The following is a 17,211-nucleotide window of genomic DNA, read 5'->3' as shown; positions in this document are numbered from 1 at the left end:
TGCCGGACGTGCGCTGCATCGAAGCGCGATACACGTGGCCTTGCTCTGCAACGATCTATGTACTAGTTGGTACACAGATCGCGGACGGCGTTGCAGCCGTGCCGTTTCCAATGCATTCTGCGCCGACCCCACTGCTCGCGGCTTCGCGAGGCGGGGCCAGTCCGGCGCGGTCGAAAACGACAAAGGAGGTGCCGCATGTCCGGCACGAACAACGCGAATGGCTTTCTGGCCAAGGCATGGCTCTACCTGATCGGGGCCGTGGTCCTGCTGGCCGGCCTGTTCTTCACCCTGGGCGGCATCAAACTCGCCAGCCTGGGTGGCAGCTTCTACTTCGTGATTGCCGGCGTGGCCTTGCTGGTGTCCGGCTTCCTGATCGCCCGCCAACGCCCGGCGGGCGCTTTGCTGTTCGGCGCGACGTTCGTGCTGACGATCGCCTGGGCGCTGTGGGAAGTGGGCTTTGCCTTCTGGCCGCTGATTTCGCGACTGCTGGCGATGGGTGTCGGGGCAACCGTGATTGCCCTGTCCTATCCCCTGCTGCGCCGCGCCGTGGGCCATCGACCTGCGTGGCGCCCGTCATTGGCGGTTGCCGCCGTGGTGGGCCTTGCTTCGGCGGCTGGTTTCGCGGGCATGTTCGTGCCGCATCCGACCGTGGCGTTTTCCGGCAAAGTGGCGGGGCTGATCCCGGTCGATCCCGCGCATGAGCAGAAGAACTGGGAAGCCTATGGCAATACGCCGGGCGGCAGCCGCTTCGTCGCGCTGGACCAGATCACGCGCGACAATGTGAAGAACCTGAAAGTCGCCTGGACCTACCGCACCGGCGACATCGCCGTCAGCGACGGTAACGGCGCGGAAGATCAGGATACGCCGCTGCAGGTGGGCGACACCGTCTACATCTGCACCCCGCACAACAACGTGATCGCGCTTGATGCCGATACGGGCCGCGAGAAGTGGAAGGCACGGATCGACGCGCGCGCATCGGTATGGATGCGTTGCCGCGGCCTTGCCTATTTCGATGCGAAGGCGCCGATCCAGCAGCCGAACATGCCCGGCTCTACTCCGATCACCGCCGTCACCGTGCCCGAAGGCGCACCGTGCCAGCGCCGCATCCTGATGAACACCATCAATGCCGAACTGATCGCGCTGGACGCCGATACCGGCAAGTTCTGCACCGACTTCGGCAATGGCGGCCGCGTCGACCTCAAGGCCGGCCTCGGCAATGCGCCCGATCCCCAATACCAGCTGACTTCGGCGCCGACGATGGCCGGCACCACCGTGGTCGTCGGCGGCCGCGTGGCGGACAATGTGCAGGTGGACATGCCGGGCGGCGTGATGCGCGGATTCGACGTGATCACCGGCAAGCTGCGCTGGGCCTTCGATCCGGGCAACCCCGCGATTACGCAAATGCCGGCAGCGGGCCAGACCTATACCCGATCCACGCCGAACGTCTGGGCGGCGATGTCCTACGACCCGGCCTCCAACACCGTGTTCATGCCGGTGGGTAGCGCTTCGGTCGATCTCTACGGCGTCACCCGCAGCGAACTCGATCACAAGTACGGTGCCTCGATGCTCGCCCTCGATGCGACGACGGGCAAGGAAAAGTGGCACTTCCAGACGGTTCACAACGACCTTTGGGACTTCGACCTGCCGATGCAGCCCAGCTTCGTCGACTTCGCGGTGGGCGGCGGCAAGACCGTGCCGGCGCTGGTCTTCGGCACCAAGGCAGGCCAGCTCTACGTGCTGGACCGCGCGACCGGCAAGCCGCTGACGCAAGTCGACAACGTCAAGGTCAAGGCCGCGAACATCCCGAATGAGCCCTATTCGCTCACCCAGCCCCGATCGGTCGGCATGCCGCAGATCGGCGTCGGCCCTCTGACCGAGGCGGACATGTGGGGCGCTACACCGTTCGACCAGTTGCTCTGCCGCATCGCCTTCAAGGGCATGCGCTACGAAGGGCTCTACACCGCGCCGGGCACCGACAAGTCGCTCAGCTTCCCCGGATCGCTGGGCGGCATGAATTGGGGCGGCCTGTCGACCGATCCCACCACCGGCACGATCTTCGCCAACGACATGCGCCTGGGCCTTTGGGTGCAGATGTTCCCGCAGACCAAGGCGCAGCAGGGCAAGTCGGGCGCGGCGGGTGAAGCCGTCAACACCGGCATGGGCAGCGTTCCGCTGAAGGGCACGCCCTATTCGGTGGTGAAGGACCGTTTCCTCTCGGCACTGGGTGTGCCGTGCCAGGCGCCGCCGTTCGGCACGCTGACGGCGATCGACATGAAGACCCGCCAGATCAAGTGGCAGGTCCCCGTCGGCACCGTGCGCGATACCGGGCCCAAGGGTGTGAAGATGGGCCTGCCGATCCCGATCGGCCTGCCCACGCTGGGCGGAACGCTGGCCACGCAGGGCGGCCTCGTCTTCATCGCCGGCACGCAGGACTATTACTTGCGCGCCTTCAATTCGGCGAACGGCAAGGAAGTCTGGAAAGCCCGCCTGCCGGTGGGCAGCCAGGGCGGCCCGATGAGCTACAAGTCGCCGAAAACCGGCAAGCAGTATGTGGTGATCACGGCAGGCGGCGCGCGCCAGTCGCCCGATCGCGGCGATTACGTGATCGCTTACACGCTGCCGTGACGGCCTCCGGGGGCGGATTCCCAACTCCGCCCCCGGACTTCCTTTCAATTCGAAGCAAACCCGTGCCCGTGGAGGCAGCGGGGAGGAGGGGGCCTTGGGCCAACCTATTCGTACCATCACCCGGCTGACCGCGTGCAGCCTGATGATTGCAGCGCCTTTCGCGGCAAATGATGCGCGCGCCGAGGACGCCGAAGCGGCTGAGGAGCAGGTGGCGTCGCCGACCGCTGCCACGCAAACCGAAAAATCGCCCGACTCTGCAACTACCTCGCTCGGTGGTCGTGAAACGCTGACCGGCGATTGGGGCGGGCTTCGCACGCAGTTGAAGCAGGCCGGCGTGACGGTTCGGGGCGATTACGTCTCGGAGACGCTCTCCGCCGTCGACGGCGGATTGCGGAGAGGGACTACGTACGTCCAGCAGGTCCGCGTCGGCGCCGATTTCGACATGGACAAGCTGGCCGGCGTCGACGGCGCGACGATCCACGTCACCGTCAACGACCGGCGCGGTGTGGGCCTATCGTCCGACTTCGTGGGCAATCGCCTGCCGATTCAGGAAGCTGCAGGCGGCTACTATGCGCGACTGACCGAGTTCACCTGGGAGCAGAACCTGATGGCCGGCCGCCTGAACCTGCGCCTGGGCTATTTCGCAATGGGTAACGATCTTGGCGGAACGCCGATCGGCTGCAATTTCGTGAACGCGGCGTTTTGTGCCCATCCGCTCTCGATGTCGGGAGACAGTGGGTGGTACAATTATCCCAACGCCCGCTGGGGCGCGGCGGTGCGCTACAAGCTGCGGCCGGACGTGACGATCCGCACCGGCGTCTATCAGGTGAACCCGCGCTTGAATGACGAGGATAATGCCTGGAAGCCCTTCGCTGGCGGGACGACCGGCGTGGTGCTGCCGATCGAGGTGGAATACGATCCCGGCGCTGCGAAAGACAGCCGCGTGCTGCCCGGCCATTACAAGCTGGGCTTCTATTACGACACCTCCCGCGTCACGCTTCAGGGCGGTGGCGGCACGGTGAAAGGCCGGCACGGTGTCTATCTTCTGGCGGACCAGATGATCTGGCGCGACGGGAAGGGGCCGCGCGGTCTATCCCTGTTCGGACAGGCGACCTTCAATCCCGAAGAGACGGGCCAGATCACCCGCTGGTACGCGGCCGGACTGGTGAAGAACGGCACTTTCAAGGGCCGTGACACCGATACGGTGGGGCTGGGCTTCGTCTATGCCGAAGTCGATCCGCGCCTGCGCCGTGCCCATGTCGATGTCGCGCCGGTGCCGGGCAGCTATGCCTCGATGCCGGTCGGCGAAATGGCGATCGAAATGAGCTATGGATTTCAGGCCAATCGCTGGCTGGTGATCCGGCCGGACGTTCAATACATCATCGAACCCGGCGCCTTCAGCTATCGCCGCACGCCCGATGCGCTCGCGATCGGCTGTCAGGTCAGAATGCAGTTCTGAAGTTGCCCTCGGCAAGCCTACCGCCCATAGCGCGCGCCATGCAGGACACCGGCTTCACCGAGCGCAACCGGCGAGAGATCATCGCGATCGCCACGGCCCACTTCGCGGACAAGGGCTTTGCGGGCGCGCGGGTGGACGAGATCGCGGCTGCCACTGCGACGTCGAAGCGCATGATCTACTACCATTTCGGCAGCAAGGAGGGCCTCTATCGCGCCGTTCTGACCGAGGCCTATCGCGGGATCCGCTCCGCCGAACTGGAGGCGGGGTTGGACCAGCTGGCACCGCTTCCCGCGCTGGACCGGCTGACTGCGGTGACCTTCGACTATCACTTCCACCACCCCGAACTCGTGCGATTGGTGATGGATGAGAACATGCGTCACGGCCCGCACGTGGCTTTGGTGAGCGAAGCGCGTAACGAACTGGTCCTGCCCAAGACGGCTGCCCTGATCGAGCGCGGCGTGGCCGACGGCAGCTTCCGCGCCGGCATCGATGCGATCGACCTGCATATGACGATCAGCGCGCTGGCATTCCACTTCGTGGCCAATCGCTACACGTTCGGTGCGATTTTCGGTGTGGATGTGACTAGCGAGGCGGCGGCGGCGCAGCGGCGTGAGCAGGTTGTGGCTATCGTGCGGGCTTATTGTCAGGCGGTATAGGGTAAGACAAAACCGGAAGTACACCCAGCGCGGATTGGTGGCGGATTAGGCGCCCGAACTATTGATCGGTAAACGATCATCACCATCGCAAGAATGATAGTTATCGAGAAACAGAGGGCATCCGAAACTAGCTATATTTGCAAGAACGTACGGCGATAACGTTGGTCCGCCATCAAAACTGGACTGGAAATGCCCGCACCACCATATACCGTCAAATCGGTCATATAGTCCGGTGATGATTGATCGATAAGGTATAAGTCGGCGGGATACTAACGCCAGTGCATCCTCCAAGGATTGCCATTCATCCTGATATTGAGGATCATCGCTCGCATTGTAGCCCCAAAAGGGCAATCGGTTTCGTTTGCCAATTGGTTCGCCTGTCGACCATGTGGTGGCTTGGAGCCCTATGATCGAGGACACTTCGATTGGATCGAGGTCATCACCATAGAGACGGAACTCCACGGAGTACGTGTGGTTCGGCTGGATTTTTTGGCTGCTCATCCTGCCCGCATAGCATAGGATCATGCCTGATTTCTGAAATCTGATCTCGGAAATAAGCCAGCTTGTTCCCCGTCCATTTCGCGGGCCGACATTGCTAAAACCGCTCGCCGTTGATCAGTCCCGCAAGTTTGCGCGCAGGGCCTTCATCGTCTCGTTCAATTGCTGAAGTTCCGGGATCGTCATGCCCGTTGCCGCCAGCACTTCCTGCGGGACGCAGCGCGCTTCTTCCATCGTTTCGCGGCCCTTGTCGGTCAGCGCCACGCGCACCACGCGTTCATCTGCGGTGTCGCGCCTGCGAGTGACGAAGCCTGCCGCCTCCAGCCGCTTGATCAGCGGCGTCAGCGTGTTCGATTCGAGAAACAGGCTCTCACCCAGTTCACTCACGGTCTGATCGTCGCGGCGGGTGAGGGCGATCAGCGCGAGGTACTGGACATAGGTCAGGCCCAGCCGGTCCAGCAGCGGCTTGTAAATCCGGTTGAACGCCAGCCCCGTCGAATAGACGGAAAAGCACAGCAGTTCCGCGAAGGGATCAGTGCGGGCAGGGGCGGTCTGGTCGGGCGTGTCGGTCATGTCCGGAATATAAATCGCACGCGATTTAATCGCAAGGGTTGACTCCGCGTAAGACTCGATGCATTTAGATCGTACACGATTTAATCGATCCCGATACAAACTCCATTCCGACGAAAGGAAAGCACGATGTCCATCAAGCCCCTCTACAAGACCAGCGCCACGGCAACCGGCGGCCGCGACGGCCAGGCCCGCACCGATGACGGCAGCTTCGCCGTTACCCTTGGCACCCCCACCGAACTGGGCGGCAACGGGCAGGGCAATAACCCCGAACAGCTGTTCGCTTCGGGCTATGCCGCTTGTTTTCTGGGCGCGATGAAGTTCGCCGCCTCGCAGGACAAGGCACTCCCCCGTGTTCCCGCCGACGCCAGCGTCAATGCCACCGTCGGTATCGGCGCGCGCAGTGACAAGGGCTTTGGCCTGACCGTTGCCCTGCAGATCACTCTGCCCGGCGTCGATCGCGAAGCGGCAGAGGCTCTGGTTGCCGAAGCGGACACCATCTGCCCCTACAGCCACGCAATCCGTGGCAATGTGGAAGTGTCGCTTTCAGTCGCCTGACGGTCAGACGGCGCAATGAAAAAGGCGCGGACTCCAGCGAGTCCGCGCCCTTTTCGCGTGCTGAGAAGGAACCCCTCAGCCGTTGATCCGCAACCGCGCCAGCAACTGCAAGGAGGCGGCGTAATAGTCGTCCGCCAGCAGAGTAGGCTGTGACGTGCCGAGCAGCAGGCCAGCGACTGCCGCGCCGCCGCTGGACAGGGCATATTCCGCTTCCTGCCCGGTGTTCACATCCACCCACGCGGGAATTGCCTTCCCTGCCGCGATGGACGAGCGCCAGTAGGCAGCAACATCGGCAACCAGAACCTGCTTTCCGCCGAGCGCGGCCCAGAGCGGCACGCGGATCGCGTCGTAGCCGAAGCGCGGGTCCTTGTCCGGCGCTGGGGCAACCTGCGACGGTCCCGAAACCGCCATCCAGTCCACCGGCAGATGCCGCGCGCCGAACCGCCCAAGGCCAGCCAGCGCCTGACCGTCCTCGATCACTTTGCCCCAGACCTGCTGCCCGTCCAGCTTGGCGAAGGCATCCAGCGCCGGCCAGACGTAGTAGGAGGGGTTGAGCGTTACCGCAGCATCGGTGACGAAACCCTGCACTCCGGGCAGCAGAAGCTGGCGGCCATAGCGGTCCATCACGCATTGTTTGCGGACCGCAGCGCGGATTTCCGCGGCGCGCGCCAGATAGTCGGGCCGGCTCCAGCGCTGGCCGGCCAAGCCCAGGGCCCAGGCGATGACGATGTCGCCGTCGGTCGCATTGTTGTGGTCTGCCACCGGATCGGTGGCATTCGGATCATAGCGCCAGACATGCAGCGCCATGTCGGTGCGTGCGATCGTCTGGCGCGTCCAGTTGGCGATGCGGTCGAACGCCTCCCGGTCGCCGGCATCCAGCGCGAAGAGCAGGCCGTAGCTCTGCCCCTCGCTATGGCTTACGCCATTGTTGCCGGTATCGACGATGCGCCCGTCGCGCTGAAGATAAAGCTCGCGATAGCTGGCCCAGGTGACGGCGCGGCCCGGCGTGCGGCTCTGGGCGCCGCCGTTGCAGGCTGCCGTCAGGGTCAGCATTGCGCCCAACGTGAATTTCCGGCGGTCGATGCCCGCTCCGTCGCTCGTCATCTTTGCCTCTATTCCCGTTCAGCGTCCGTGACGGACTTCCAGAAGGTCATCCTTCCACACCGCGACCGTGCGCAGGGTGGGGCCGCTGCCCAGCGTGCGGAACCACGCATCGTAAGCACCTTCCAGCACGCCCAGCAACATGGCCTGCCAGGAATGCCTGAGGTCCGGCACGACCGGTTCCGGCAGGCGGTGATGGCGCACGGTAATCGCATCGTCGCCCACGACAAGCTCGATATCGCCCCAGTCGAGATCCTGCCAGAAGTGGTTGATCCGATCTTGCAGGGCCGTGGCCTCGCTGACGTCCTCCAAAGGGACCAATGCGGCCATGCGCCGCCCGATCGCGCCAAAGAAACCGCGCGCCTGCTCGGCAGGCAGGTTCTCGGCCACTTCGGCAGCGGTCATCGTCGCCATCAACGCCAGACCGCCTACGCCGGTCATGTCCCCTTCGTGCCGGGGCGGCGGGAATGCCTGGAACTTCATCTTCCCGTGCTCCCGAAATTCTGTCTTACGCCAAACAAGCTGCGAAACTCATTGTAGTTGCCAAACGTATTATAGCTGGCTTCGCCGCCGATCCGCGTGGTGGGCGTGATCTTGTAATAGAGCGAGAGCAGGGTCGAAAGTGCGAACCCGGTCTTGCTGGTTTCATCGTAATAGGCACGAACGTCGTTGTCGGCCGCCTTGTCCGCATCCAGTTGCGCCTGCAGCACCGGATCGATCGGATAGAGCGGGCTGGCGTCCTGGCTGTAGCTTTGGAAACCGGGCGTGAACGAGGCATGAAGGTCGAAACGATCGTCCTCCATGGCGTAGTTGATCGGGAAGCCCACGGAAATGAAGCTCTGCGGGCTGAAATAGCCGCCGTTCCCCCAGGTGAAGTAGTTCTGGCTCTTGTCGTAACCCTGATAGTTGACGTTGAGCCCCACGGTCAGCGTCGCGTGCGGGCTGGCATAGGCGCGCAAGTAACCGCCGACATTCGCCTCGAACCCGTTGTTGTGCGCTACGTTGGTGCCGCGGAAGCGGTAGTAGCGGCCGTCGGCATATACGCCGCTGCCGTCTTCGTCGTAGGACAGGCCCCCGCCGCCGGCCGTGCGCATGACCTGGCCCCAGAGCCGCCCGCTGACCGGATCGCGCGCGCCGGCGTAGGATACCACGCTGTCCGTCACCGGCTTGCGCTCCACCATGGCGGTGGCGCGCAAGTTCTGCGTGACTTTGGGCGTGACGGCGGCGCGGAAGGCGACTTGCGTCTTGCCCATGCCCACCGGCGTGGTGCCGACTTCGGCCTGGGCCATGTCGCTCTCATACCCTGCGGAGAAGGCGACGCCGGATTCGTTGACGCTGCCTGGGCCGGAGAACTGCGCCTCGGTCTGCGCGACGATGTTGTCCGCCTCGATCGTGGCGTTCTGGCCGAAGCGCGCCTGACCGGACTTGTTGGGCGCGCCGGCGTCGATGACCACGGCTTCGGCCTTCGCGAAGACGCGGCCGCCGGGGGCATCGGTGGAGAAACGCACCGATCCCTTGATTTCGTCCAGCTGGCTCAGGCCCTTTTCGCCGGAGCGCTGGCGATACCCGGTTTCGACGTCCACGCGCGGGCCGGTTTCCTGCGTCAGCGATGCCAGTTGGGACTGGATCTGCGCCATCACCGGATCGGCGGGGTAGGGCGTGGAGGAAGCCCCGGCCGGAACCGAGGTGACCGGGTAAGGTGAGGGCGCTGATCCAGCGGTGCCGACGCCGTAGGACGGCGAGGCATAGGCCATGCCGCCGGGGGTCTGGCCCGCCGCCGCGACCTGCATGGGAGCCATCGGTGCGGCGGCCATGGCTTGGGCCGCGGGCGTCGCACCCGTTCCGGATGGCAGCCGGGTGCCGGAACCCAGCGCGAAGGGATTGACGGGCTGCGGTGCCGCGACGGCCATGTTGCGGAACGGGTTGGCGCCGCCCGCGGGGCTCATCGCCGCGAAGGGATTGGCTCCGGAAAGCCCATCGATAGACGTGCCGCCCTGCCGCGCGACGTAGATTTCGCGGGCATCCTTCAGCAAGCGTTCGGCCGCGCGGTTGTTTCCGCGCGATTGTTCCACCCGGGCGAGCGTCATTCGCACTTCGTAGTCCTGCGGGAATGCGCGCAGCACATCGGCCTGCGCCTTGCGCGACAGTTCGGTGTCGCCCGCCGCCTGCGCGGTTTCGGCGAGCCCGAGCAGCGCATCGCGGTCGCCGGGCTTGCGGGCCAATACCAGCTGCCAGGTCTGCGCTGCGCGCGCGGGCATTCCGCCGCTCTGGTAGAGCCGGGCGAGGCCAGCCAGCACATCCATATTGTCCGGCGCGGCAGTCCATGCCTGCTGGAGAATGTCGAAGGAATCGGCGTAGCGGCCTTCCAGGCGGGCACGGTCTGCTGTGGAAACCATCAGCGCGGCATTCATGCGCGCATAGGCCTGCTGCCCTTCCGGAGAGGATCCGGCCATGGCGCTGGCGCGCTGCAGCGCCTGCTGCGCCAGATCGTCCCGTCCGACACGGGCCAGCGTACCGATCAGCCCTTCGTAGTCGCCGATGCTGGTAACTTGTCCCTGCAGCGCGTTCTCCGCCATGGCGCCGGCGCCGGCAGTATCGCCCAGTTCGTAGAGCGCATTGGCGATCGCGGCCTGCTTGCCGACGGGAATTCCGCTCATGGAGCCGAGCTGGCGCAAGTTGGCAAGCGCCTGCGCGGTCTGCCCGGTGGCCGCCATGGCCTTGGCGCGTTCGATCGCCTCGTCCGTCTTTACGCCGACCGCGAAGCTGCGCATCGGCGCGCTTCGCTGCGTTTCGGGGATCAAGTCGATCAGCCGCGCCGCTTCGGTCGGACGGCCGAGATCGGCATTGAGCAGCGCGGCGGCATAGATCGCGTCGGGCTGGCCCTTGTTGACCAGCGACCGGATCAGCGCTTCGGTTTCCGGAATGCGTCCGCGCTTCAGGTTGAATTCGGCGAATTCGTAGCGGATCCAGGGGTCTTCCGGATCGAGCACCAGTCCCTGCTGGAACTCGCGGATCGCGCCCAGATCGTCGCCATTGGCGGCGGCCGCCAGTGCGCGGCTGCGTGCGGCGCGCATCTGCAGGCGCTTGTCCTCGGCAACGGCGTTGCTGCCCGGGCTTTGACCGGCCTGCCGGTAGAGATCGGCGGCATCGGCGTGGCGGCCCTGCCGCTCGTAGATATCCGCCAGCAGTTCCAGCGCGGCGCCGGGCTGCGGATAGCCGGAGCGGACTAGCGCTTCTGCCTTTTGCTGAGCCACGGCCAGTTGTCCCTGTGCGAGTGCCCCGCGCGCTTCGTCCATTCCGGCGAAGAACCGGGCCGAGGCAAGACCCTGCGCCCATTGGTCGGGCTTGCCCAGCCGGGAGGCCTGATCCAGCAGATTGGCGGATTCGGCGAAGCGGCTTTGCCGCAGGCGCACGATGCCAAGGCCGCCCAGCGCATCGGGATCGCGGGCATTGACCGACAATGCGCGCTCGAACTGATCGGACGCGCCTTCCAGATCGCCGCGATTGAGCGCGGCATAGCCGGCGACGCGGGCCTGACCGCCGCGATTGGCGGCAGTGGTGGCGGGACTTGCCGGCGCGGGCTTGGCCGGTGCCGGAGTGGCGACTTTCGCCGGGGCCTGCGTGCGCGCCGGAGCCGGTGCGGGCTTCGGTGCAGCAGGCTTGGCCGCGACCGGTGTCGGCGGCGCCTTGGGCTGGGCGGCAGGACGTGCCGGCGCGCCTCTCGACGCGGCGATCACCGCTGGGTTGTTCGGATCGAGCGCCCGCGCGCGGCGCAGCGCCTGCTGGGCCAGATCCTCACGCCCCTTGGACCGCCAGTAGCGCGCCTGCTGCAGCAACGCATCGACACCCGACGCCTGGGCGACCGCGGTGCCCGCGCCGACGGTCAGACCGATCGGCGCGGTGGTGAGCAGCAGGGCCATCCCGGCCAGACGCATAGGTGACTTCACGCGGTTCATGCCGTTTCGTCCGGATTGCCGAGGCGGCGCTGGGCCTGACGGCGGAAGTAGAGGTAGGTCGGCCCGGCCAGGATCACCGCGATGGCGAGTGCGCCGATGCCCATCAGCAGCGGCCGCTGACTGAACCAGTAGGCCATCTTCATCCAGATCGGCAGCGATCCGGTCCAGTACCGGTTGCCGATGGCAAAGCTGCTCATGCCGTCGCCGCGCGTGACCGCCAGGTCGCCCTGGATCGATGCGTTGATCTTCACATCGGCCATGCCGTCCACCAGCGCGGGCAGCGCCGCCGCATTGTCCGAAAGCAGCGCGACCACGGTGCGATCGGATGCATAGGGGGACCGGAAGCTGACGATGCCCGAGAAACCGCGCGCATTGTAGACCAGCGGGGCGGCCTGCATCGGATCGTCGCGCTGGGTGCCGCCGAAGAAGGCGGTGACGTATTGCATCGGCGACCGTTCGGCCACTTCAAGGTGCCCGTTGACATAGCGCACCGGGGCGCGGTCGAACAGCGAGCCGGCGCCGGCAAGTTCGATGCCGCCCACCACCAGCACGTCCTGATCGGCAAGCTGGCCCGGATCGACTTGTGAAGCCACCGTCACCGAGGTTACCGGAACGCCGGTGGAATCGCCGAACCGGCCCATAAGGTCAAGGAACGCCTCTACCGATGCGGGCGAGGGGTTCTGCGCCATGATCACCGTCGTTTCGGCCAGATCCGGCGCCACCGTGAAGGGGAAGCCCGCGCCCGCAAAGGTCGCAAGGTCGGGCATCAGCAGAGCATGGTAAGCCGAGGTGAAGTCGATCGTGCTGTCCGCGTCGATCGAACTGCGCACGTTTTCGGGCAGGGTGCCGGTGCACTTCTTCTTGTCGGCAATGACCATGTTGTAGTCGAACGTCAGTTCGTTCTGCCCGAAAAGGTTGTAGCGCGGCAGCACGATCGTGGCGGTCGAATCCTGACTTTTCGCGCCGCTCTGGCCGAACAGTTCTTCCCACCACTTGGAGCCCATCGGGAGCGATTTCAGGTACTGCCCGTTCAGCGACACGTCGAGCCGTGAAGCCCGCTTGTCCAGCCACTGGGCGACCGGATAGCGATAGCCGAGGCTGAGCTTGCCGCCTTCGCGCGGCCAGAAGAACAAGTCCGGCGCGACGCGGAAGCTGGCGCTGAGCGGTCCGGGGCGGAAGCCCATGCCTTCGAGCGCGTAGGCGGGCATGATGCTGCCCAGCTTGACGGGGTGATCGGTGCTGATCCAGCGCAGCGCGCCATAGCGCGGCCATGACGGGATGCGTACGTCGTCGAAGCCCATCCGCTGGCCGCCGAATACACCGCGGCCAAGCGCGACGGCACCGGCGGCAAGCCGCAGTTCGCCATCGCTACGGCCCGTCAGCACCAGCAGCGTTCCGTTCGGGTCCGCCGGGTTGCGGACCACCGCTGCCGAAGGCCCGCCGATATCGCCGACGGCAAGGCCCGGAATGGACTGCCCCGCCTTCAGGAAGACGACCGCATTGCCCTTCGGCAGCGCGCCATAGACCGGCTTGAACGAGAACCCGCGATAGCTGGCCATTGCGCCCAACCAGGAAGCTGTGGCGGCGGCGGCCTCAAGCTCGCCCTTGTGGGGCTGGCCGGCGAACACGAAAGGAACCTTCAGTTGCGAATTCTGCCCCTTGTCGAAGAAGGGCATTGGCAGGCGGGCAAGGTCTGGCGCGAAGGGCAGCGGCTGATACTGGAAGTCGATCCAGGAGCGGACGTTGCTGATATTGGCCCAGAGCACCGAATTGAACGGATCTTCGCAATCGCGGGCATAATGGCCAACGAGGCGCAGGTTCAACTGGTTGTCGCCCGGCAGGAACAGCGCCGGATTGATGGCGATACGCAGGACCTGACCAGCGGCGTCGCCGCGCGTCAGGGGCACGGTCTGCACCACTTCGCCGTTCATCATGACCACCAGGTGGCTCATGTCGTCGAGCATCATGGGCGACCACGAGGTCTGCAGCGTCAGGACGGCGGAAGTCACCACGCGGTCCTGGCGCATGCCGAAGGGGATGCCGATCTCGCCCGAAGTGCCCTGCAAGCGGATCGGACGCGTGATGCGCATGTCCTTGAGCGTCAGCCGCTCACCAATGCCGCCCGGCTGCAGGGCTGCGGCAGCGGTCGCCGGTGCGGCTACAGGTGTTGCGGCCTTTGCTGGGGATTGGGCCGGCGCCGGGGCGGCGTGAACTTCGCGGGTGCCGATCACCATGGTGGCCAGGCCCAGTGCGAGCGCGCCGATCAGCGCTGCCGCCTTGGCGGCACGGCGGAACGGCAGTCCACCAACCTCGGAGGTCTTGCCGGGCGCGCCGGGCGAGGGAAGGAAGGGATCGGTGTCATCCACCGGCGCGATAAGGGCGGCCTGTTCGCGCATCGCGCGCCGTTCGGCAAAGTTTAGGCGCAGCATACGCTTGATGGTCACCATGTCGACAAGGATGATATCGGCGAGCGAGCGGATCCCGTGGACCTGCTCATGGGGGCCGGACGGCTGCCAGGCATCGGCCCGGCCCATCACGGCACGGACGAGATGGCGCCCGGCAAGGACGTCAAGCTCTTCGAAACGAACGTAGGCATTGGTCCCGTTGGTACGCAGGGTTTCCACCGGGATGGACAGCACTTCATCGCCCATGGCCATGGTGATGTGGCTGACCGCCAGATCACGCACCGGCTGCCCGGCGGGCAACGAAAGCGCCGCGCCGCCCATCGAAATGTCGATAGTGCGGGCGGACAGGACGTGGCCGGATTCGAGATAGGCGGTTACCGGCAGTTCCACAGGAATGCGGATGTCCTTGCGCGCCTGCCGCGTCTCGCGCGCCACCGAAACGGCAGCGACGAGGATGATCAGGCTGAACGACGCCCATGCCGCGTTCAGCACCAGCGTATCGGTCTGGACGTTGAACATGTAAGGGAAGAACAGCCATTTCACGACGGCCAGCGCGATCCCCGCCACTAGCAGACCGATGCAGATCAGGTGCGGACGCACGATCGCCCAGTCGAAATAGGTGCGATCGAGCAGGCTGCCCTTGTCCGTCACGTTGAACTTGCCCTTGCGGGGCTGGAACAGCGTCAGGATCGTCGGCTTCACCAGATGGAAGGCCAGGATCGTTTCGTAGACTTCGCCCCAGAACGGCCGGCGATCACCCCCCTGCGTGCGCAAGTTGGCCGCCGCCGCGCAGAACAGGTGCGGCATGGCATAGGCGAAGATCAGCGAGGCGGAGGCCTGGATGATGTTCAGTCCGAAGATCAGGTAGGCCAGCGGACTGGTCAGGAACGCGATGCGCGGCAACGGATACTGAAAGTGCAGCATCGCATTGAGGTAGCAAAGCCGCTGCTGCCAGGTCAGGCCGGGGCCGAACAGCGGATTGTCGATACGCAGGATCTGCGTCATGCCGCGAGCCCAGCGAATGCGCTGGCCGACGTGAAGAACCAAGCGCTCGGTCGCAAGGCCGGCCGAAAGGCGCGCGCTGACATAGGCCGTGTTCCAGCCTGTCCGCTGCAGTTTCAACGCGGTATGTGCGTCCTCGGTCACCGTTTCGCCGGCGAAACCGTTGGTTTCCATCAGCGCGGCGCGGCGGATGATCGCGCAGGAACCGCAGAAGAAGGCCGCGTTCCACAAGTCGTTGCCGCCCTGGACCGGGCCGTAGAACAAGTCGCCCTCGCCGGGCATACCTTCGATCACGCCGGCCAGATTGCGCTGGACGGGATCCGGTGAATACATGTGGTGCGGGGTCTGCAGCAGGGCCAGACGCGGGTCTTTCTGGAACCAGCCGACGGTCAGCTGGAGGAAAGCCCGGGTGGGCACGTGGTCGCAATCGAAGATGGCGATCAGTTCGCCATCGGTCTTGCCCATCGCCGCGTTGAGATTGCCCGCCTTGGCGTGCAGGTTGTTGTCGCGGGTGATGTAGCCGCAGCCGGCCTCTCGCGCGAAGGCGCGAAATTCCGCGCGCTTGCCATCGTCGAGAATGAAGACGCGGTAACGGTCGGCCGGATAGTCAAGGTCCATCGCCGCGAACACCGTGTTGCGCACGATGTCCAGGCTTTCGTTGTAGGTTGGGATATAGATGTCGACCGTCGGCCACAGCTCCGCCGGGCCCTGTGGCTCGATCACGGGCCGATCGAGGGGCCAACTGGTCTGGACGAAGCCCAGCACCAGAATGACCCAGGCATAGAGTTCGGCCAGGTAGAGCCCGCCGCCCAGCAGGAATTCGGGCAGGGTGCCGAAGGCCAGCGTCTGGGTGGTGCGCCAGAACATGTACCGGGTGGAGATCAGCACCGCCAGCAGGCCAAGCGCCAGCGAACCCTTGCGGCCCGGCCAGCGCTGCAACACGATCGTGCCGGCTATGGCGACTGCCGCGAAGATCCACTGGGATCGCATGTCCAGCGGCACGCCGACGACCATTCCCGCCACCAGTACGATCGGTACGATGGCAAGATACTGCAATGCCTTTTGCGGCAATATCCTACCCGTCATGCAGCGCGGCTCGCGGATGGGGCGATCCAGGATGCGGAAGTGGATTCCAGCGCAGGCACGATAGCAGCCGAAATGGCGCGAACGTCATGAAGAGCCGTGCTGGCCGGTGCATAGCGCGACAACGGTTGCAGCATGGCGATAGCTTCGGGCACGGCTTCGTCCTGCCGGATGCGGCCGATCAGGCGCGGTCCCGCCAGTTCGCGGACGAACGCGGCGCCATGACGCGAAAGCCGGCGTGTTTCGTCCAGGGCGTTGATCACGAAGGCAGTGCGCAGCAAACCCTCGCTGCCGGTCTCGCCGAACATTTGCGGCAGCAAAGCAAGCGTGTCGGGCTGCGCGGTCAAGGTGCAGATATGGGCGCAGGCCTGCTCACCAACGCGCAGCGCTGCGCGATATTCGCCCGATGGCATGTCGATCACCATGACGCGGTCACGGCCGGGGGTAAGGTAGCCCAGATCGCCCAGCATCGGCAGGAGATCGGCATCTTCGGCGGAGCGATGCCAGTGGCGCAGGTTGATGCCGCCCACCAGCACGGCTTCGTCAGCAGGCGCAGTCAAGGCGGGCAGGGCGATGGCTTGCGAAAGCCCGAAATGCAGCGCGAGGGTGTCGCGCGGGGCAATGGTCAGCACGGTAACGTCCGCACCTTCGGCAGCAAGCCCCATCGCCAGATGGGCCGCAACGAACGTATTTCCCGTTCCGCCTTTGGGGGCATGGCAAAGAACCAGCGGCATCAGTTTTCTCCCCGCTCGCTGTCATCGCGGCGTTCGCCGGAAAGGCGGCGAAGCAAGCCGCGAACGTCCTTTTGCGGCACCACCTCGTTCGGCTGCGCAGGGGCGGCCGGCACATCCTGCTCGTAGCGGCTGAACACGGATTTCAGCGGTTCGGCCGCCGGCTGCGGTGTTGGGGAGGCCGAGGTTTCCGGCCGCTCGGAGGGAAGGGGTGAAGCTGCGGCCGCCTTTTGGGGAAGGGCCGGGTCGAGGGCCTGCAGGCGAGGATCGCGCAAAAGCGCTTCCAGGATCGGCCAGAGTTCCAGATCGGTAAACCGATCCTCAAATTCCTTGTATGCAAAATCACTTCTGCCGAGACGGTCCAGCAGGTTGCGGGCATCGATGCGCATGGTTCGTTGTCCTACCTTACTCTGGCCGACCTAATTAAAATTGGTAAATATCCGGTTTGCGCGCAACGGAAAGTCGAAATGCTTGCGCAGCGTGAATTTTCTTTTGCACTGCAGCAGAAAGAGCGCAGCGATCCGACTATGCATCGGCACGGCGATGGTGCGAATGAGCGGCCTGGAT

General features: G+C 65.1%; 11 protein-coding genes. 4 read left to right on the top strand and 7 right to left on the bottom strand.

Annotated elements, in window-relative coordinates:
• Nucleotides 1–195: 195 nt before the first annotated feature.
• The 3 genes from ACZ1JC_RS02075 to ACZ1JC_RS02065 all read left to right on the top strand — a co-directional run bounded on the left by ACZ1JC_RS02075 (nt 196) and on the right by ACZ1JC_RS02065 (nt 4,740).
• On the top strand, nt 196–2,625 hold the full coding sequence (locus ACZ1JC_RS02075) for a glucose/quinate/shikimate family membrane-bound PQQ-dependent dehydrogenase (RefSeq protein ID WP_465139563.1): 2,430 nt from the start codon (nt 196–198) through the stop codon (nt 2,623–2,625).
• A 94-nt stretch (nt 2,626–2,719) separates the two neighbouring features.
• Nucleotides 2,720–4,084 carry a carbohydrate porin gene (locus ACZ1JC_RS02070; protein ID WP_465139564.1) on the top strand — a complete coding sequence of 455 codons (1,365 nt, stop codon included), beginning with the start codon at nt 2,720–2,722 and terminating at the stop codon, nt 4,082–4,084.
• A 38-nt stretch (nt 4,085–4,122) separates the two neighbouring features.
• Complete coding sequence (locus ACZ1JC_RS02065) at nt 4,123–4,740, top strand: TetR family transcriptional regulator (protein ID WP_465139565.1); 618 nt, start codon at nt 4,123–4,125, stop codon at nt 4,738–4,740.
• Between the two features lie 615 nt (nt 4,741–5,355).
• On the opposite strand, the gene ACZ1JC_RS02060 is transcribed toward ACZ1JC_RS02065, so the two are convergent.
• Nucleotides 5,356–5,811 carry a MarR family winged helix-turn-helix transcriptional regulator gene (locus ACZ1JC_RS02060; RefSeq protein ID WP_465139566.1) on the bottom strand — a complete coding sequence of 152 codons (456 nt, stop codon included), beginning with the start codon at nt 5,809–5,811 and terminating at the stop codon, nt 5,356–5,358.
• 126 nt (nt 5,812–5,937) lie between these two features.
• On the opposite strand from ACZ1JC_RS02060, the gene ACZ1JC_RS02055 reads away from it, so the two are divergent.
• Nucleotides 5,938–6,366: an organic hydroperoxide resistance protein gene (locus tag ACZ1JC_RS02055; RefSeq protein ID WP_465139567.1), complete on the top strand. Its 429-nt coding sequence runs from the start codon at nt 5,938–5,940 to the stop codon at nt 6,364–6,366.
• Nucleotides 6,367–6,441: 75 nt separating this feature from the next.
• On the opposite strand, the gene ACZ1JC_RS02050 is transcribed toward ACZ1JC_RS02055, so the two are convergent.
• From ACZ1JC_RS02050 to ACZ1JC_RS02025, 6 genes are read right to left on the bottom strand one after another with little or no spacing between them, the layout of a single operon-like run.
• Complete coding sequence (locus ACZ1JC_RS02050) at nt 6,442–7,470, bottom strand: glycosyl hydrolase family 8 (RefSeq protein WP_465139568.1); 1,029 nt, start codon at nt 7,468–7,470, stop codon at nt 6,442–6,444.
• Between the two features lie 18 nt (nt 7,471–7,488).
• Nucleotides 7,489–7,950, bottom strand: coding sequence for a cellulose biosynthesis protein BcsD (gene bcsD, locus ACZ1JC_RS02045; protein ID WP_465139569.1), 462 nt, complete (start codon nt 7,948–7,950; stop codon nt 7,489–7,491).
• Nucleotides 7,947–11,423, bottom strand: a complete 3,477-nt coding sequence (locus ACZ1JC_RS02040; RefSeq protein WP_465139570.1) for a cellulose biosynthesis protein BcsC — start codon at nt 11,421–11,423, stop codon at nt 7,947–7,949. The genes bcsD and ACZ1JC_RS02040 overlap by 4 nt, the downstream gene beginning before the upstream one ends.
• Nucleotides 11,420–15,916: a UDP-forming cellulose synthase catalytic subunit gene (gene bcsA / locus ACZ1JC_RS02035; RefSeq protein ID WP_465139571.1), complete on the bottom strand. Its 4,497-nt coding sequence runs from the start codon at nt 15,914–15,916 to the stop codon at nt 11,420–11,422. The genes ACZ1JC_RS02040 and bcsA overlap by 4 nt, the downstream gene beginning before the upstream one ends.
• Entirely contained in the window at nt 15,913–16,647 is a 735-nt protein-coding gene (locus tag ACZ1JC_RS02030; RefSeq protein ID WP_465139572.1) for a cellulose synthase operon protein YhjQ/BcsQ, read from the bottom strand. The genes bcsA and ACZ1JC_RS02030 overlap by 4 nt, the downstream gene beginning before the upstream one ends.
• Entirely contained in the window at nt 16,647–17,033 is a 387-nt protein-coding gene (locus ACZ1JC_RS02025; protein ID WP_465139573.1) for a hypothetical protein, read from the bottom strand. The genes ACZ1JC_RS02030 and ACZ1JC_RS02025 overlap by 1 nt, the downstream gene beginning before the upstream one ends.
• Between the last annotated feature and the right edge of the window lie 178 nt (nt 17,034–17,211).

The organism is Sphingomonas sp. BL-S-28, from assembly GCF_055521515.1.
This window is presented reverse-complemented; position numbering and strand designations above follow the sequence as displayed.